Origin of the sequence: Thermogemmatispora onikobensis, from assembly GCF_001748285.1 — a bacterium.
GTDB classification, from domain to species: Bacteria; Chloroflexota; Ktedonobacteria; order Ktedonobacterales; family Ktedonobacteraceae; genus Thermogemmatispora; species Thermogemmatispora onikobensis.
In genome coordinates, this window is the sequence record NZ_BDGT01000002.1 from 208,125 (window position 1) to 225,027 (window position 16,903).

Genomic DNA, 16,903 nt, shown 5'->3' on the forward strand with positions numbered 1-16,903 from the left:
GCATCAGCTAGAGAAGCTGATACTCCTTGTGAAGTGGAATCGCAGTATCTACGATCAGGCGATTGTTCGTCACAATGAGACGAATGTAGCGCCCGGCGAGGGCTTTGCTGATAAAGTACGGGCGCCCTTCGTAGGAAATGTGCCCGCTGCGAGCCACTTTCCGTGAGAAGATGCTGACGCCCTCCGGGAAGGTGCTACCTGTAGTGCTCACTTTATTGGTGCTCTCTGCTGCGGTATCCTTCACGGTAATCCCCTCTCTTGTAGCTGAGTTGTCTTCAGCAACTCGACTAGCCGAAACGTCCACTGATGTAGTCTTCGGTCTCCTTCTTGCGCGGGTGAGTGAAGAGCTGTTGGGTCTCTCCCTCTTCGATCAGGTGGCCGTGCAAGAAGAAGGCCGTGCGGTCCGCGATACGGGCGGCCTGCTGCATGTTATGGGTGACAACCACGATGGTGTACTGGCGCTTGAGATAGGTGATCAGCTCCTCCACCTGGAGGGTGGAGATAGGATCAAGAGCTGAGCACGGCTCGTCCATGAGCAGAATCTCTGGCTCCAGTGCCAGGGCGCGGGCGATGCACAGACGTTGTTGCTGCCCGCCCGAAAGACTGGTAGCTGGGCTGTGCAGGCGGTCTTTGACCTCTTCCCACAGTGCGGCCTGCTGGAGGCTGCGCTCGACCAGCTCCTGGAGCCGCGAACCGTGCAGCCCCAGGTTGAGTCGTGGCCCGATAGCTACGTTCTCAAAAATGCTGCGTGTTGGCAGCGGATTAGGCTGCTGAAAGACCATGCCAATGTGGCGCCTGACATTCATGGGGCGGATGCCGCGTCCATAGATATCGAGGCCGTTGGCGAGCACTTTCCCCTCAACGCGGGCGCCAGGGATGGTCTCATGGAGACGGTTGAGACAGCGCACGAGCGTCGATTTGCCGCAGCCAGAAGGTCCGATCAAGGCGGTGACGCTCAGGGGTGGCACCATCAGGTTGATATCAAACAATGCCTGTTTGCGTCCGTACCAGGCATTGAGCTGTTCAATGCTGAGCGACATTCCCGCCGGACTCGACGCGCTGCTCCTTGATTGCTCCACCATTGCCTGATCCATTGACGAACTCCCTTCTTATCTTCCTGCCTGCCTGTTGGAACCTCGCTGCTCATCGTTGCTTGAAGCCGCCTGTGGCCAGCCGTACGGCCAGGGAGGCGAGGAGGATCAGGACGATGAGCACGAAAGCGCCGGCGTAGGCCTGATTGACCTGTTGTTGATAAGGGCTGAGCGTGAACTGGAAGATGCGCAGTGGCAGAGCATCCATTGGCTGAGTGATGTCGGTGTTCCAGAAAGTTGTTCCAAAGGCGGTCATCAGCAGAGGGGCTGTCTCCCCGGCCACACGCGCCATGGCCAGCACCACGCCTGTGATGATCCCGCTGCGTGCCGCGGGGAGCACTACCTGGAGGATGGTGCGCGCCTCCGTAGCCCCCAGCGCCAGCGAGGCCTCGCGTAGCTCGCGCGGCACCAGGCGCAGCACGTCCTCCGATGTGCGCGTCACGATGGGAATCATGATCATGCCAAGGGCGAAGCCGCCGGCCAGACCCGAGAAGGTTTGCATGGGGATGACAATCAGGACCCAGGCCAGCAAACCAAAGATGATGGTAGGGATGCCGTTGAGGACGTCAACCAGAAAGCGCACTCCCTGGGCAAAAGGCCCGCGTCCGAATTCGGCCAGGTAGATGCCGGTGAACAGCCCCAGCGGGACGCCCATCAGCGAGGCCAGCGCGATGAGAATCAGGCTCCCCTGGAAGGCCTCGCCCATGCCACCGCCTGGCTCACCGTTCGGGGTTGGCAGCTGCGTAAAGAAGTCGAGGTTGATGTAGCGCAGACCCTGGCTCAGTACGTAGCAGAGCAGGTAGACCAACAGCCCGGCAGCGAAAAGGGCCGCCAGGGTGGTGAGAAGAACGATCAGGGCGTTCACCAGGCGCCGTCGTAGGGTCAGGGAGGAGCGTGCGGTCTGGAGCGGGTGAAGGCCGCTCTCTCCTGACTGCAGGGCTGGCGATGAAGGAGATGTTGGCATAGGCACGCTCATAGGCGCCCTCCTCTGCTTCTTCCTTGGGCCTGGCGCTGGAGGCTGGCGATCAACCAGCGTGCCAGGATATTGGTGATCAAGGTGATGGCGAAAAGGATGAGGCCCGCTTCGATGATGGCTGAGAGGAAGAGGCCGGGCGTCGCTTCGCCGAACTGGTTGGCGATGACGCTGGCCAGCGTATAGCCAGGGGTAAAGAGGCTGAGGCTTGGCTCGTTGGCCTGATTGCCGACGATCATGGTGACGGCCATCGTCTCACCAAGGGCCCGCCCAAGGGCCAGAATGACACCGCCCAGGATGCCTATGCGCGCGAAGGGGAGCACAGCGTGGCGAATGACCTCCCAGCGCGTCGCCCCCAGCGCGAGCAGGGCCTCACGTTGAGCAACAGGGGTCACCAGCATAACTTCGCGTGAGACCGAGATGATGAGGGGCAAGACCATCATCGTCAAGACGATGCCAGCCCCAAGGTAGCCGACGCCCTCTGGTTGCCCTTGAAAGAGCGGAAGGAAGCCCAGACGCTGTTGTAGCCAGGGTTCGCCGTAGTTGTGTAGCCAGGGGGCAAGCACGAGAAAGCCCCAGAGGCCGTAGATGACACTCGGAATGGCAGCCAACAGGTCAATCAGAAAGGCCAGGACCAGCCGGAATGGACGCGGGCAGAAGTCGACTAAGAAGATGGCTGCCCCCACGCCCAGCGGTACGGCGAAGATGAGGGCAAAGGTCGAGGTGATCAGGGTGCCAAAAATGGCCGGCAGGACCCCATAGACGTCATGGACTGGGTCGAAAGCTTTGTTGGTCAGGAAGCTGAAGCCGAAGCGTCTGATGGTGGGCAGCGAGTTGCTGATAAGAATCCAGGCTGTGCCCGCGACCAGCCCGAGGACGATCAGAACGAACAGCAGGGTGATACCGCGAAAGAACAGGTCGCCGGGTCGCTGCACTCGCAGCAGCCGTTGCCAGCGTACCCACTGCTGTCGTGCTTTACTAAGACTGACTCTCTCTTGAATCATGCACCCTCCCCTGGCTCTCTCTCCCTTGGTGATGAGGCAGGGGCTGATCTTTGTGGAATACAGTCCCCTGCCTGAACTTGTCTTTCTTGCGACCGGCGCGGCGACTCAACTCGCCAGGACGCTCGTCCGTCAGGAACCGCTGTAGCAGGCGCTGCTGCCGCACCGCAGGGCCTTGATCTGAGCCTCGTCTTTGCTGACGATCGTGTCTGGCAAGGGCACGTAGTTGAGCGGTTGCGCATACTGCTGCCCGTCGTGTACCATCCACCAGAGCAGGCGCGCCAGAGCTTGCCCCTTGTCGCTGTTGCTCTGATTCTGGTAGACCACGACCCATGAGAAGCCCGTGATCGGATAGGCGTTGTCGCCGTTGCCGTTGACGATGTAGAAGCGCAGGTCCGCCGGGATAGAGGTGAAGCTCTCCGCGTCAGCCTTGGCGCTGTCGAGCGAGGGGGCTACGAACTTGCCGGCGGCGTTCTGGAGCAGCGCGTAGGGAATGTTGTTGGCGAGGACGTAGGTCAGCTCAACGTAGCCAATGGCTCCGTCTGTGTTCTTGACCTGCCCGGCGACGCCCGAGCTGCCCTTGGCCCCAACGCCCGTGGGCCAGTTCACTGTGGTTCCTGCCCCAACCTTGCTCTGCCAGTCCGGGCTGATTGCCGAGAGATAGTGCGTGAAGATGCTGGTGGTGCCACTGCCGTCAGAACGGTGGACAACGGTGATGTTCTTGTGGGGCAGGTTGACGCCGCTGTTGATAGCCTTGATCTGTGGGTCGTCCCAGCTGGTAATCTTGCCTTCGTAGATGGCCGCCAGTATCGGCCCCGTGAGCTTGAGCTGGCTGACTCCGCTCAGGTTGTAGGAGATGGCCACTGCTCCAATCGTAATCGGGATGTGCAGAATTGGACCGCTGGTGCTCTTGTTGAGCTGATCGGTGGTCATCGGCGCATCAGTGGCGCCAAAATCGACGATGTGTTGCAGCAGGTTATTGATACCAGCTCCACTTCCTACCGCCTGATAATTGACGTTAATACCACACTTGACTTTCGGATATTCCTGAAACATTTTTGAGAATAAAGGATTGTCAAACGTCGATCCAGCGCCCGTAAGCTGCTTGGTCGAAGGGCAGGTGCTGCTATTGCTGCCTGTGGTGGTGCCTCCGCTGGAGCTGCTGCTGTTGCCGCAGGCTGCCAGTAGGGCCAGCAAGCCCAGCAGCAGGAGGGCAGTGAGATATCTCAGTTGCGGGCGCCCTCGATAGCTGGGTGAAGGTGTGAACTGTGTCATAGCGCTGGTTTCCCCTCCTCACTAACGCTGCCGTGGCGCGACGACAGCGGAAAAATAGATGAGCTGGTGGGCGGACAGGCCGGAGGACCGCCGACCTCAGCCGGGCTGCTCTTCCATTCGGGCGAGACCTGGCTCTTTTCCGCACCACCCGAATTGTACAGTTGTCGCTTTAATGGTCCTTTAAAGCTCGGTTAAGCCCCTTTAAGGGCGGGTTAAAGTTTGCCGAAGGGATAGGAAGACTCTGTTAAGAGGGGGAGGGTACCAGCCTGCCGGGAACGACTGGTACGGCTCTAAAAGATGGCTCTTGCCACGAGCAATGCAAGGGAGGTGCGCAAGAGGGTGCCCGCCGTGGCGTGGGAGCTGTGGCGTTGAGCAGGATGATGCTGAATGCTAAGGCGAACGCTCTCTTCCTTCCTCGGCGGGCCTTCCATGGAGTGGGCTGGGCTGCTTCTCTTGGAGGTCAGGCTGCGCTGTGATCGGAGATCTCTAGCCAGGAGTGCACGGCTGTGTCTCCAGGGCTCCCTGTCTCTGGAGAGGAAGGAGACGACGCTGTTGATTGAGGTTGGGGTTGAGATGAGTGCTGCCGTTCCAGGCGCAAGTGGCCATTTCCCTGGTCGGCGACCAGGAGAAGGTGGTCGCCCCTTCCGATCTCGCCCCGCAGCAGGGCCTCGCTGAGGCGGTCTTCCACTTCGTGGCGCACAAGCCGCCTCAGAGGGCGGGCCCCTTCAGTGAGTAGCTGTCGCTGGCCTCGCTTGAGGAGAGAGTTGCGGGCTGCCACGCTGGTTTCCAGGCTGATGCCGAGCCCGGCCAGGCGCTGGCAGGTAGCGCTCAGCAATTGATCGATAATCTGGCCTAGATGCTCTTGCTTGAGCGGGTGGAAGGGGAGAATGGCGTCGAGTCGGTTGAGCAGCTCGGGCCGAAAGCTCCGCTGGAGCTGAGTGAGGAGCTGTTGCCATTGGCGTCCCCGCGGTGGCCCGCTCTGAGGGAAGCCGCTTCCAAAGCCAGAGGGCGTCGCTGGCGCTGAGAAGTGGGGCAGGCCACTGGTGAGGATGATGATGGCTTCACGAAAGTCCACCAGGCGCCCTTGTCCGTCGCTCAGATGCCCGTCTTCCAGGACCTGCAAGAGCAGATCGAGCAAGGCTGGATGGGCTTTTTCAATGCCCTCGAAGAGCACGATGCTGGCTGGCCGCTGACGAATGGCCTCGCTCAGCAGGCCGGGCTCTCCGTGACCCTGGTAACCCGGTGGACTGCCCAGCAGGCGCTGTACCTGTTGGCGTTCCGTGAAGGCGGCCATATCCAGTGCGATCAATGAGCGCTCGTCTCCTGTCAGTACCTCAGCCAGGGCTGTTGCCAGATGGCTCTTGCCGACACCGCTGGGACCAATGAAGAGGAAAGAGGCTGCCGGACGCCGTGGATCACGCAGGTTGCTGTGTGCGCGGCGCACCGCTCGCGCCACGGCGCTGATGGCTTCTTCCTGACCGGCGACTCGTTGCTGGAGGAGGCGCTCCAGAGAGAGCAGATACTGGGCCTCTGCGCCGCCTGGGAAGGTCACCCGCAGCCCTGTCCACTGAGCCACCACTGCGGCAATGGCCTCCTCGTCAACACGCGGCTGCGCGTCTGTGGTCGCTGTGTCCGTATTTGTAGCACCTATCACTTTCTGCCTCAACCACTCGCTCTCTATGCCCAGAGCATGGCGCAGGAGTTGTTGCTCTTGCCGACGTAGTTCGAGAGCAGTGGGGAAACGCTGCTGCCAGATGGCGGCCTCTCGCTGCGCTCGCAGGCGAGCTAGCTCCTCGTGGAGTTGGCGTAGATCCGGCGGCGGCAGGATCTGGCGCAGCCGCAGTGCGGCGGCAGCTTCGTCGATCAGGTCAATAGCTTTGTCCGGCTGGGCACGTCCGGCAAGGTAGCGCCCTGAGAGGCGCACTGCGGCCTTCAATGCCTCGTCGCTGATGATCACCTGGTGGAAGGCTTCGTAGTGGGGGCGCAGCGCCTCCAGGATTGCCAGCGTCTCGGTGGCGTCCGGCTCAGCAATGACCACAGGCTGGAAGCGCCTGGCTAAAGCGGCGTCCTGCTCGAAATAGCGAGCGTACTCTTCAAAGGTAGTGGCTCCAATACATTGCAGGTGTCCGCGCGCCAGCAGGGGCTTGAGCAGATTGGCCACGTTCGGGGAGCTGGCTGGTCCTCCCGCGCCGATGAGCATATGAATCTCATCGATAAAGAGGAGAATGTCGCTGGCCTCCTTGATTTCTGCCATGACACCTTGTACGCGCTCTTCCAGATCGCCGCGGTAGCGCGTTCCGGCTACGAGCAGGCCGATGTCGAGGGCCACGACTCGTTTGCCTTGCAGACATTCTGGCACAGCGCCGGCGGCAATGCGGGCGGCTAAGCCCTCGACAATGGCGGTCTTGCCGCTACCTGCCGGCCCCAGAAGCAAGGGATTATTCTTAGTATAGCGCAGCAGGATCTGGATCGTGCGCGTCAATTCGGCCTCGCGCCCAATCAGGGGGTCCAGACGCCCTTCTAGGGCTGCCAGTGTCAGATCGTGGCTAACGCTGTTCAGCTCCGGGGTGCGCTCGTAGCGCTCACGGTAACTCGCCTGAAGGCCGCTGGCTGGGCTGGCCAAGGTGGAACTCTCTTGCGCGCCTGTCTCGCTGGCCTGCCCAGAGACAACAGCGGCTTGTTCGGGAGGCGCTGAGGCGGGCCTGGCCAGGGCCTGCAAGCGGGCACGTACGCTGGCACAGGTGACGCCAAAGCCCTCTAGCAGACCCAGCAGCAGAGCAGCCTGACGATCCTGGACGCTGAGCAGGCCCAGAAGCAGGTGCTCTGGCGCAATAGAGGTTGCTCCTAGTTTCCTGGCATGGAGCGCGGCGGCGTGTAAAGCTGCCCGCGCTGCTGGCGACAGCGCCTGACGGCGTGCAAGGGGGCGCTTACGGGGCCTGTCCAGGGCCTCGATCATGTGTCGAAGCAGGGCAGGCCGCAGCATGAAGGAGGCCAGCAGCTGCCCGATGAGAGGATCGTTGAGACGCAAGATGCCCAGCAGGAGCTGCTCATTGCCAATTAGCCTGCGGTGCCGTTTGCTGGCCTCTTCTCGTGCATAGTGCAGGGCCAGGCGAGCCGCAGGTGTATATGCTTCATACACAGGTTGCATTGATCTGGCCTTGTTAACCATGTTCTACAAAAATAGACTCATCAGGTAGCAGAGACCCGCCGCTTTCTCTCCCTTATCTCCTGCAGGTTGCTGAGGCGCGAGAGGAAAGCAGGAGCCTCTGTGTATAGCTCAACAATAATCGATAGGGATAAATATCTCTACAATATCTCTTGTCGGCAGGAGAAGCCTCAGCCATAAGGGGGAAAGCAGATACATCCCCAGGTACCGGAATGCTGGACAGGAGGGGGAGGGGTCACGAGCCAGGCTGCTCTGTCGAGAGAGAAGAAAGGTTGTCTGCTCATAGCCGTTGACAGCCCGGCAGTCCTGGACTCCTCAGCGTGGATATGCTACGATTCTCTTGCGAGCTTCATCGACAGTTGTCGTTCAAGTAGCGCACTGATCAACATAAAAAGCAGAGCAGGGGCAGCTGCGACTGTCTCTGCTCTCTTCTTGCTTGCGGGCTGTGTCTCAGGGCAGCTCGCTCCGCTTTGCTGATGTTCCTTGTTCTGGCTGAAGAATCGGAGGTCATACTCATATGAGTGAAGAGCAGCAACAAGCGCGCGTGCCGGGCCGCTACGGTCTGGATGAGATTGCTGCCAACCGCCTGGAAGGCTGGCCCAATCCGAACCCGGAGCGCGACTACGTCATTCATCTGGAGATTCCCGAGTTCACCTGTCTCTGCCCGCGCTCGGGCTTTCCTGACTTTGCCACCATTGTCATCGATTATGTTCCCGACCGCTTGGTGGTTGAGCTGAAAAGCCTCAAACTCTATATCAATGGCTATCGCGATCGACAGATCAGCCATGAGGCCGCCACCAATACCATTTTGAACGACCTGGTGACGTTGCTGGGGCCACGCTGGATGCGTGTGGCCGGGGACTTCAATGTACGAGGCAATATCAAAACGATTATCTTCGCCGAATATGCCGCTCCCAACTATAGCGGCCCACGTCCTGACTATCGGCGTCATATGACAGGAAGTAGCCTCTAATCGGCTTCTTCAGCGACAGTGCGAGAGAGGCCCGGCCCGCCGCTCGCCCTCCCGGTTGACCGGTGAGATCGCTCGGTGAAAAGGCCTCTCTCGCTGGCTATCATCTGCTTCGACCCGGACGACTGTTGCACAGGTTAGCGCGAGAGCAGAATCGGGCTGAAATTCGTATTGTAATCGAATGTGTCGAGCTGCTCATGTTTCTTGAGGAAATTGACGACCACGTAGGTCAGTGGGGTTGCCACCACCTCGTAGCCCACCTTAAAAAGCCACTGCGTGAGCATCGCCGTCAGCATCTCGGCAGGTGGAATCACACCCCAGAAAGCGATACTGATAAAGATCAGCGTATCCAGTCCCTCGCCCACAAATGTCGAGCCGATGGTCCGCGTCCAGAGCCAGCGCCCTTTCGTCAGAATCTTGAGCTTCGCCAGGACGAACGAATTGGCGAACTCGCCGCAGAGGTAGGCCACGAAAGAGCCGAGCAGCAGACGCGGCGTGAAACCGAGAATGGCATTGTAGGCGACCTGCAGCTTCCAGAAAGGGGCAGCGGGTGCCAGCCCTCCCACGAAAATCGCGATCACCGCCAGCAGGTTGCAAGCGAAGCCAAGCCAGATGACGCGCCGCGCAGCTGCATAACCGTAGACCTCCGTCAGGACATCGCCGAACAGATAACTCAACGGAAAAACGATGATACCGGCGGGCACGAGCAAGCCCGCCAGGGCGATGAGCTTGACGGCGATAATATTAGCGGTAATCAAACAGGTAACAAATAAAGCCGCGATTGTCACGAACCAGAACGATACTCGCAATGGACTCATCCTTTCTTGTCGCTCAGGCTACAAACATCTACCTGCCTTCCGATCTTCACAGGCCATGTGTGCCTGCGTACAATATCAAGAGCAAGCGCCATCATCATCACGCTATCCCGGCGACTGCGGCTCTCAGGTAAGTAGCAGCCGGCCTTGCCTGGCGCCATTGAGCGCCCAGTCAACCAGGGCCGGAAGCGTCAGTAGCAAGCACATCCGGCTGGCCTGACCGGAGCAGCGTGAGAGTCAACAACTGGAAGGAGAAGCAAGCATGTCCCGTCCTAAAGCGATTGCCGTTGTCAGCGGGGGGCTTGACAGCGTTACTCTGGCCCATTTGCTCCAGGCCCAGGGCTATCAGCTCCATTTGCTTTCGTTTGACTATGGCCAGCGTCATCGCAAAGAGCTGCACTTTGCCGAGCGCTGCGCCCAGCGGCTGGAGGCAGTCTTTTCCCTTCTCGATCTGCGGCAGCTAGGCCAGCATTTGAAAGGCTCGGCCTTGACCGACGAAAGCGTGGCCGTGCCTGACGGGCACTATGCAGCTGCCAACATGGCCCTCACCGTAGTGCCCAATCGGAATGCCATCATGCTCGCCATCGCCTACGGAATTGCCGTGGCCGAAGAGGCGGAAGTGGTAGCCTTTGCCGCCCATGCCGGCGATCACTTTATCTATCCTGACTGCCGTCCAGCCTTTATCGAGGCCTTTGGAACGATGGAACGTCTGGCTGTCGAGGGGCATGGCCACCCACGTCTGCATCTGGAAGCGCCCTTTGCTCACCTCAAAAAAGAGCAGATTGTCAGCCTTGGCGCGGCGCTCGGCGTCCCCTTTGCTGAGACCTGGAGCTGCTACAAGGGGGGAGAGAAACACTGCGGTACCTGTGGTACCTGCAATGAGCGCAAAGAAGCCTTCCAGCTGGCAGGCATCCCTGATCCTACCGACTATCTCCAGTAATCCAGCCCCGGGTGAGGAAGGAGGAGACTTCACCCAGAGCTTAGCAGGCGCAGCTGAGATCGAGCGTGGGTACTGCCTCTTCGACGACCGTCTCCTCCTCGCCGTCATGCCCTGAGAAGGCGCGTGGGTTCTCCAATGCCTGATAGATGATAGCCTCCACCTCCGCCAGACTATTGACGCGCACCAGGGCGCTGCGGACATATTTCGCACCCGGAAAATGGCCCAGGTACCAGCCCATATGTTTGCGCAGCTCGACGAAATGGTCCTCGCCCTTGAGCCTTGTGTAGACCCGGGCATGCTCCAGGGCCATCAGCAGGCGCTCCTCACGGCTTGGATTGGGAGGAGGCAGGTCGGCCTCCGTTGGCTCAATGCCTGCCTGCAGCAGGCTCTTCATACGCTCGCGATCGCGGAAGATCCAGGGGTTGCCCAGGGTAGCGCGCCCGATCAGTACCCCATGCACCCCTGTCTCACGAATGCGCCTGGCCGCCTCGTAGAGCGAGTGGATATCTCCGTTGCCGAGAATCAGAGTATCCGTCTGACGCACGATTTCGGCAGCAGCAGCGATCGCCTCCCAGTTTGCCTCACCCTTATAATGTTGCACCAATGTCCGCCCGTGCAGCGAGATGACAAATGGCTCGGTCTCCAGGAGATGCTGCACCCAGTCCTTGATAATGATCGAATCGTAGCCCAGGCGCGTCTTCACCGAGACCGGGATCAGCCGCCGCTCGCTGCGCGGCTGGTCGCCCCAGAGACGGATACGCTCCTCATTCATCTGCCGAATGCGCTGGATACGCTCCGGCTCCATTCCCAGATCCTCTAGCGTCTGGCCGTTCGCCCAGTCGCGCACTCCCCGCTGGGTAGCCCGAATGATCTCTTTGGCCAACTCCGGTGTGCGGATCAGGGCCGCGCCACCACCACGATTGGCCACACTTTTGGCCGGGCAGCCCATATTGATGTCGACACCATCGAAGCCCAGCTCGCAGGCCACGTGAGCGGCGCGATAGAAGGACTCTGGGTTATTGCCAAAGATCTGCGCAACCACGGGCCGCTCGGCGGGCGTGTAGAGAAAATCGCGAAAGATGCGATCGCTGCCCCGCCATAAGCCCTCGACGTTGGTAAATTCGGTAATCACGAGATCGGGCCGCCCATAGAGGCCATGCATGGTACGGCATGGCGCATCTGTTACGCCATCCATCGGGGCCAGCCCGATAATCGGTTGTGGTATCTTCTCCCAAAACGATGGGTACCTCGTCGTCATATCTCCCTCGGCTGCTACCTTTCCCTCGTGGGATGCTGAATATCTCGCCAGGTGCCAGGCACTGAGGACCGGCTATCAGGCGCATGGCAAGACCTTGCCAAGCCCTTCTCTTGCCTGCTCTATCACTGCGATTATAGCTTTGCCACCCCCGATCTGGCAAGTCGACCCCCTGGTTCCCCGGCTGTCTGGCGTCCGACGACGACCGTGGGATATAATGGGCCGCAGGAGCAGTGGCGCTCGTTGCCGCTTCGGAACCACAGAGTTCTTGTCTCTGCTCATCCTGTCTGGATCTCCGGCTGCAGTAAAGGAGTCTACGCGCGATGAATTTCTACTTGACTGAAGAGCAGCAATTAATTCGCGATACCGCCAGACGCATCGCCAGGGAGGTCGTTGCGCCTCGCGCGCCTGAGCTTGATGATACCGGGATCTATCCCGAGGATATTTTCCAGGTCTATAAGGAAACTGGCCTGTTGGGCCTGGGCTTCCCCGAAGAATTAGGCGGCAGTGGCGCTGGCATCTTCGGCCTGGCCCTGGCAGTAGAGGAAATTGCCAAGGTCGACAATGCTTGCGCCCTCATTCTTCTCCTGACGCGCCTCTCCACCAGCGCCATTCTCAAAGGGGGCACTGACGAACAGAAGCAGAAATACTGTGCAGGAACAGCGCGTGGCGAGCTGCGTGGTGCCTTCGGCCTCACCGAGCCAGGAGCCGGCTCCGACTCGGCCAATATTGCCACTCGCGCTGTAAGAAAGGGAGACGAATATATTCTTACGGGCACCAAATGTTACATCTCGGGAGCCAGCGTCGCCGATTTCTTCCTCGTTGCCGCCAAAACCGACCCGCAGGCTGGCTCTCGCGGCTTCAGTGTCTTCATCGTCGATCGTGACACGCCCGGTTTTCGCGTTGGGAGAGAGGACCGCAAGATGGGCGTGCATGGGGTTCCTACCTGTGAGCTGATCTTTGAGGAGGCACGGGTACCGGCTCACAACCTGGTAGGTCGGGAGAACGAGGGGTTCAAGCTTATCATGTGGAACCTCAATTCGGTCCGTCCTTGTGTTGCGGCGCGCGGTGTCGGCACAGCCGAAGGCGCCATTCAGTATGCCGTTGACTACGCGCGTCAGCGTCAAACCTTTGGCCAGCCGCTGATTGAGCACCAGACCATCCAGATGATGATTGCCGAGGTGGCCATGCGCATCGAAGCCTCGCGCCTCCTCACCTATCAGGCTGCTCTGCTGGTCGATGAAGGAAAAGCCGACCGTGAGCATGCTCATTTCCTCTCGATGGCCAAGGCCTTTGCCACAGAGACCGCCGTCGAAGCCTGCGATAAAGCGCTCCAGATCATGGGGGGCCTGGGCTACATGCATGAGTCGCTGACTGAGCGCTTCTATCGCGATGCGCGCCAGCTCACGATCGTCGAGGGAACCAGCCAGGTCCAGCGCCTGATCATCGCGCGTGCGGTCAAAGACAATCTACTCAACTGGTACTAGTGATAGCGGAACCTACCGCTTGCTCTCTGGCCGTGGCCTCACCCAGGCCCGGCCCGGCCAGCTGATGGTTGCCTCTCCACTCGCGCTGAGGTCCCTTCGGCCTTGTCCCCGCTGCGTCCAGCCTGGGAGAGAGATGCAGACAGAGAAGCTGGTCGGAGACGTCCCTTCAAAGAGGCAGAAAGGAAGCAGCAGGCAAGAAAGAGCGACTCTGGCTCTTCTCGCTTCCGTCGAAGAACGACAACGTCCTCTTGCCTGCTGCCTGCCTCCTCTGTCTACTGCTCTTGCCTGCTGAGGCAGCTCTCTCAGGCGGCTCGGGCCTGGCTGGTAAGCTGACGCTGGATAAAAGCGCCAATGTGCTGGATAGCCCGGGTGGCCTCGGGCATCCAGGGCGCACCGATTTGCCAGACGTGCCACATGCCTTCCCAGACCTCCAGCTCGACGGCTACCCCGGCCTGGCGTGCATGCTCAGCAAAAGCAAGCACATCGCTGAGCAGAATCTCATCGCTTCCTACCTGCAGGAGCAGAGGCGGCAGGCCGTGCAAATCAGCATAGAGCGGGGAAAGCAGCGGCTCCGCCGGGTCGTGATTTCCCACATAGGCCGCTACCAGGGGACCGACAGTCTCAGCCCGCAGCACCGGATCACGCTCGGCGTGAGTGCGCAGTGACTCCCCCTTACCGTCGAGGGCTGTGGCGGGCGATAGACAGACGGCTGCTGCCGGCAAAGCCTCGCCAGCGGCTCTCAGGGCCAGCAGGGCGGCCAGGACAAGATTGCCGCCAGCGGAATCGCCGGCCAGAACGACCTCCGAAGACTGGCAATGCTCCCTGAGCAACCAACGATAGGCGGTCAGCGTATCCTCCAGCGCTGCCGGGAAAGGGTGCTCAGGAGCCAGGCGATAGTCAATGACGAGCGCTCGCAGCTGCGCTGCTGCCGCAATGCGGGCTGCCAGTCCACGGTGACTGCGTGGGGAACCCATGACGAACGCCCCACCGTGCACGAACATGACTGTACCACGGTGACCCTTGCCCGGTGGCAAGACCCACTCTGCCGGAATTCCTCCTGCAGAAACCGGCTCGCTCACTGTGCCACAGGGAGCCGAGAGAGAAAGGAACCAGTCCCCTTTCTCCATACTGGCTCGTAGCTGGGTGATACTCACGTCTGCTCGATTGCTGAGCGAGCCGAGGCGCACAAGATGACGGAACAAGGCGCTTCGCAGGCTGGGCATAACGCGCTCTTTTCCAGATGCCTTTTGCTCGGATCACAAGGCTGCCGATCCTTCATTGACAGGCCGGCTGAGAAGGGGCCAAAGCGTTATCAGCTCCCTCGCTTTGATAGTCTACGATTCTCCATTGATGATTGCTATCCTCCTGCAGCGTTAGCGTCAGGCGATAGCTATGCGGGAGCTTACTACGGGTAATCTCGTAGGTGGAGCTCCATGAATTGTCCTGGATAACGGTCGTGCCCTCGACCTGCTTATAATCCACAACTGTGCCAAAGCAAGCATCGTAGCGTTGGGCTTGCGCAATGAAACTGCTCTGAGCGCCTGGTTGGAGTGTCATGGGGGGACCAAGGTAGTGATAGGCCTGAGCGTAGTCCTGAGTTCCCAAGGCGGCAAGAAAGTTGCTTGCCGTCACAGCAGCATCCTTACTGAGGTTCAGGCCAATACCCAAGTTGACGGCGGCAAAGGCCCCCATGAAGCCACAGATTCCACAGATGACCAGCGCAACAGCGACCCACCACCAGCGCCATTTACGCCTGCGAGGCAGCTCTGACTCAAAATCAAGATCATCAGGAGGTAGCCAGGCGGCAGGTGATCCCCGCCCTGCCGACCGGCGGCGGCGATGGCTGCGACCATTGGCCCCGTCGGTCATCTCAAACTCCGCAAAATCCTCTTCATAGCGCTCCTGAGACTCTTCATCCCAGTCCCTGCGTCCTGGCATGTGATCCTCCTGCTGGCTATAGCTTCACGATAGCTGGCTCTATCCACAGCGTTGCTCTTTGAGAGAGCACTGCAGCTAGTGCGCTGCGGGAAGTGACTCTTCTTCCCGAGCTTTCTCACCTTCACATTCGTTTCTCTTAATGACATTATCGCTGGAGAACCACTGGAGAGGCAAGCCAGACCAGACCAGACCAAGTTGCTTGCTTGCAAGAGGCGAGGCAGGGAAAAGCGCCACCAACTCATCCCTGTGTCAGAATGACCCCACTCAAGCGGGCGCGAGCGCGTTGGAGCTGCTCGCTGGCCTTCTTCGTGGCCGTCCGGGTACTCTGCCCCAGAACGACTATCAGGAAGGTCTGATCAACGCAAGCACCCAGCAGCGAAGCATCGGCGCCCTCCAAAACAGGGGCGCCGTGCACCACCAGCAAGCCTGGTTGCCCCTGGTCCTCGTCCAGAAAGCGGCGCAGGTTCTGGAGCAGCTCCGGTAAGCGAGCTGCATAAGGGGCCATCCCATGTGGCATCTCTCCCGTACCGCTGCTCAGCAGCCAGAGGTGAGGCAGAAAGGTCGGCGCCAGGTAGCGGCTCACCAGATGTGGAGTCAAGGTCTGATCCTGCAAGAGCAGGTCCGAGAGACCTGGGCCCTGGCTCAGGCCGAAGCGCTGGCTCAGTCCAGGGTGGCGCACATCGGCCTCAATCAGCACTGTTGGCAAGCCACTTTGAGCCGAGGCAATGGACAAGTTGGCTGCCACTGTCGCCTGTGCCTCTGGATGAGATGGACTGGTCAGCAGGAGTGCCAGAGACCGCTGCTGGCTCTCCCAGTTCAGGCGGATCGTAGCGAATAGCGAGAAAACGGCCTCCACATAGGCTGAACCAGGATCGTAATCCGATAGCAAAGGTTGCATCTGCGTATGTGATTCACCCACGATACACTCTCCCGAGCTGCCAGAAGGTCAAGCTGCCAGGTTGCTCCTCTCTCTGCAAACTACCTGACCAGCCGTTGCTTGTCATCGCTCTCAACTCTTCTCTTGTCTCCTTCTCCGGTTGTTCCTCGTATTGATCATTAATTAAAGCAATAGCCACATGGCAAAGCATGGTCTTGTGGTGACTCGCGTGACTCACTAAAAGATCGCCTTTCAGTCTGGGCCTCGGCCTGGCCGGCTCAGGCTACCGGAGTGGGGGGGACCCGCCGTCGCTCTCGCTGCTCCCCAGCGCGTGGTGCCCGGGGCAGCTCGCCATACACTGGCAGCTCTAGCAGCTCAACAACTTCCTCGGCGCTGCGCAGGCGATCATCCAGGTAGTCTACCAGGAAAGCCAGGGCCAACCCAATAATAAGAGCCACCAGCACGATCGCGGCCAAAAGTGTCAAGCGATTTCCCGCTGAGCCGGCCCCGAGGGCGGGATCGGAAGCGGGACTCACCAGGCGTCCAATCGCTGCCGGTTGCAGTTGCTGAGTAGTAGGACTGGCGGAGGGCGTTCCCTCAATGATATAGTCGAGATAGGTGTTCAGGTGGCTTGTCAGAACCTCACCCACGGCGTTAGCAATGGCCCAGGCTCCGGGGGCCGTAGGCCAGGTGACATCGATGGTCACCAGATTATGCGAGCGGCTTGTCGAAAGGGCCCCGCCAATTGCGCTCGCATTCTGCCAGTCGCCCAGATCGGGATTACTCCCGTAGCGTGCCTGGATAGCTGGCATATCCTGAGCGATCTGATCCGAGACGGCCTTATCAAAACCAGGCATCGTGACCACGCTTGGCACGGCATCGGCCAGCGACTCAGCCACCTGCATATCTTCAATATAGCTAGGAATCATGCTGCGAGGGGTTGGTTGCAAGCCCACCTGAAGCGTCACCGTCGAGTGGTAGGCTTTCAGCGCCCCGGGCGTCTTCCACAGATGATAGCCCTGGTAAGCCACATAGAGAGCGGCGATAACGACCACCAGGAGAACGAGCCAGAGACGGCGTCTGACGACACCCCAATAAGCTCGCAATTCCACGAT

General features: G+C 59.9%; 15 protein-coding genes. 3 read left to right on the plus strand and 12 right to left on the minus strand.

The features are described 5' to 3' along the window. Window positions 1–7: 7 nt before the first annotated feature. From BGC09_RS01970 to BGC09_RS01995, 6 genes are all read right to left on the minus strand, one after another. A complete protein-coding gene (locus BGC09_RS01970; RefSeq protein ID WP_141727589.1) occupies window positions 8–211 on the minus strand; it encodes a hypothetical protein in 204 nt (67 codons plus the stop codon). A 76-nt stretch (window positions 212–287) separates the two neighbouring features. Further along, window positions 288–1,094 (minus strand): phosphate ABC transporter ATP-binding protein PstB, encoded by an 807-nt coding sequence (gene pstB / locus BGC09_RS01975; RefSeq protein WP_439959661.1) that lies wholly within the window; start codon window positions 1,092–1,094, stop codon window positions 288–290. Between the two features lie 49 nt (window positions 1,095–1,143). Beyond that, complete coding sequence (gene pstA / locus BGC09_RS01980) at window positions 1,144–2,067, minus strand: phosphate ABC transporter permease PstA (protein WP_218103928.1); 924 nt, start codon at window positions 2,065–2,067, stop codon at window positions 1,144–1,146. Continuing rightward, window positions 2,064–3,068, minus strand: coding sequence for a phosphate ABC transporter permease subunit PstC (pstC, locus tag BGC09_RS01985; protein WP_084657839.1), 1,005 nt, complete (start codon window positions 3,066–3,068; stop codon window positions 2,064–2,066). Before pstC ends, pstA begins: the two co-directional genes overlap by 4 nt. Window positions 3,069–3,197: 129 nt before the next feature. After that, entirely contained in the window at window positions 3,198–4,340 is a 1,143-nt protein-coding gene (pstS, locus tag BGC09_RS01990) for a phosphate ABC transporter substrate-binding protein PstS (RefSeq protein WP_069801572.1), read from the minus strand. Window positions 4,341–4,800: 460 nt separating this feature from the next. Further along, on the minus strand, window positions 4,801–7,488 hold the full coding sequence (locus tag BGC09_RS01995; protein ID WP_176728820.1) for an ATP-dependent Clp protease ATP-binding subunit: 2,688 nt from the start codon (window positions 7,486–7,488) through the stop codon (window positions 4,801–4,803). Between the two features lie 535 nt (window positions 7,489–8,023). On the opposite strand from BGC09_RS01995, the gene queF reads away from it, so the two are divergent. After that, window positions 8,024–8,479: a preQ(1) synthase gene (gene queF, locus BGC09_RS02000; RefSeq protein WP_084657841.1), complete on the plus strand. Its 456-nt coding sequence runs from the start codon at window positions 8,024–8,026 to the stop codon at window positions 8,477–8,479. Window positions 8,480–8,613: 134 nt separating this feature from the next. Here the strand turns inward: queF and BGC09_RS02005 are convergent, their stop codons facing one another. Next, on the minus strand, window positions 8,614–9,285 hold the full coding sequence (locus BGC09_RS02005) for a queuosine precursor transporter (protein WP_069801574.1): 672 nt from the start codon (window positions 9,283–9,285) through the stop codon (window positions 8,614–8,616). A 268-nt stretch (window positions 9,286–9,553) separates the two neighbouring features. Between BGC09_RS02005 and queC the strand changes: the two genes are divergently transcribed. Beyond that, a complete protein-coding gene (gene queC / locus BGC09_RS02010; RefSeq protein ID WP_069801576.1) occupies window positions 9,554–10,231 on the plus strand; it encodes a 7-cyano-7-deazaguanine synthase QueC in 678 nt (225 codons plus the stop codon). Window positions 10,232–10,271: 40 nt separating this feature from the next. On the opposite strand, the gene BGC09_RS02015 is transcribed toward queC, so the two are convergent. Then, window positions 10,272–11,489, minus strand: a complete 1,218-nt coding sequence (locus BGC09_RS02015; protein ID WP_084657842.1) for a tRNA dihydrouridine synthase — start codon at window positions 11,487–11,489, stop codon at window positions 10,272–10,274. A 320-nt stretch (window positions 11,490–11,809) separates the two neighbouring features. Between BGC09_RS02015 and BGC09_RS02020 the strand changes: the two genes are divergently transcribed. Continuing rightward, the gene (locus tag BGC09_RS02020) at window positions 11,810–12,973 is read left to right on the plus strand and encodes an acyl-CoA dehydrogenase family protein (RefSeq protein ID WP_069801581.1); all 1,164 of its coding nucleotides are present in this window, start codon (window positions 11,810–11,812) and stop codon (window positions 12,971–12,973) included. A gap of 302 nt (window positions 12,974–13,275) precedes the next feature. On the opposite strand, the gene BGC09_RS02025 is transcribed toward BGC09_RS02020, so the two are convergent. From BGC09_RS02025 to BGC09_RS02040, 4 genes are all read right to left on the minus strand, one after another. After that, on the minus strand, window positions 13,276–14,196 hold the full coding sequence (locus tag BGC09_RS02025) for an alpha/beta hydrolase (RefSeq protein ID WP_069801582.1): 921 nt from the start codon (window positions 14,194–14,196) through the stop codon (window positions 13,276–13,278). Window positions 14,197–14,248: 52 nt separating this feature from the next. Further along, window positions 14,249–14,911, minus strand: coding sequence for a hypothetical protein (locus BGC09_RS02030; protein WP_069801584.1), 663 nt, complete (start codon window positions 14,909–14,911; stop codon window positions 14,249–14,251). Between the two features lie 238 nt (window positions 14,912–15,149). Further along, window positions 15,150–15,830: a CpsD/CapB family tyrosine-protein kinase gene (locus BGC09_RS02035; RefSeq protein WP_141727591.1), complete on the minus strand. Its 681-nt coding sequence runs from the start codon at window positions 15,828–15,830 to the stop codon at window positions 15,150–15,152. 236 nt (window positions 15,831–16,066) lie between these two features. Continuing rightward, on the minus strand, window positions 16,067–16,900 hold the full coding sequence (locus BGC09_RS02040; RefSeq protein ID WP_069801587.1) for a YveK family protein: 834 nt from the start codon (window positions 16,898–16,900) through the stop codon (window positions 16,067–16,069). Between the last annotated feature and the right edge of the window lie 3 nt (window positions 16,901–16,903).

What these genes read in the sequence shown, in the direction of transcription:
- pstB (WP_439959661.1), bottom strand. Translation starts at nt 1,094, where the DNA reads ATGGATCAGGCAATGGTGGAGCAATCAAGGAGCAGCGCGTCGAGTCCG.
- pstA (WP_218103928.1), bottom strand. Translation starts at nt 2,067, where the DNA reads ATGAGCGTGCCTATGCCAACATCTCCTTCATCGCCAGCCCTGCAGTCA.
- pstC (WP_084657839.1), bottom strand. Translation starts at nt 3,068, where the DNA reads ATGATTCAAGAGAGAGTCAGTCTTAGTAAAGCACGACAGCAGTGGGTA.
- pstS (WP_069801572.1), bottom strand. Translation starts at nt 4,340, where the DNA reads ATGACACAGTTCACACCTTCACCCAGCTATCGAGGGCGCCCGCAACTG.
- BGC09_RS01995 (WP_176728820.1), bottom strand. Translation starts at nt 7,488, where the DNA reads ATGCAACCTGTGTATGAAGCATATACACCTGCGGCTCGCCTGGCCCTG.
- queF (WP_084657841.1), top strand. Translation starts at nt 8,024, where the DNA reads ATGAGTGAAGAGCAGCAACAAGCGCGCGTGCCGGGCCGCTACGGTCTG.
- queC (WP_069801576.1), top strand. Translation starts at nt 9,554, where the DNA reads ATGTCCCGTCCTAAAGCGATTGCCGTTGTCAGCGGGGGGCTTGACAGC.
- BGC09_RS02015 (WP_084657842.1), bottom strand. Translation starts at nt 11,489, where the DNA reads ATGACGACGAGGTACCCATCGTTTTGGGAGAAGATACCACAACCGATT.
- BGC09_RS02020 (WP_069801581.1), top strand. Translation starts at nt 11,810, where the DNA reads ATGAATTTCTACTTGACTGAAGAGCAGCAATTAATTCGCGATACCGCC.
- BGC09_RS02025 (WP_069801582.1), bottom strand. Translation starts at nt 14,196, where the DNA reads ATGCCCAGCCTGCGAAGCGCCTTGTTCCGTCATCTTGTGCGCCTCGGC.
- BGC09_RS02030 (WP_069801584.1), bottom strand. Translation starts at nt 14,911, where the DNA reads ATGCCAGGACGCAGGGACTGGGATGAAGAGTCTCAGGAGCGCTATGAA.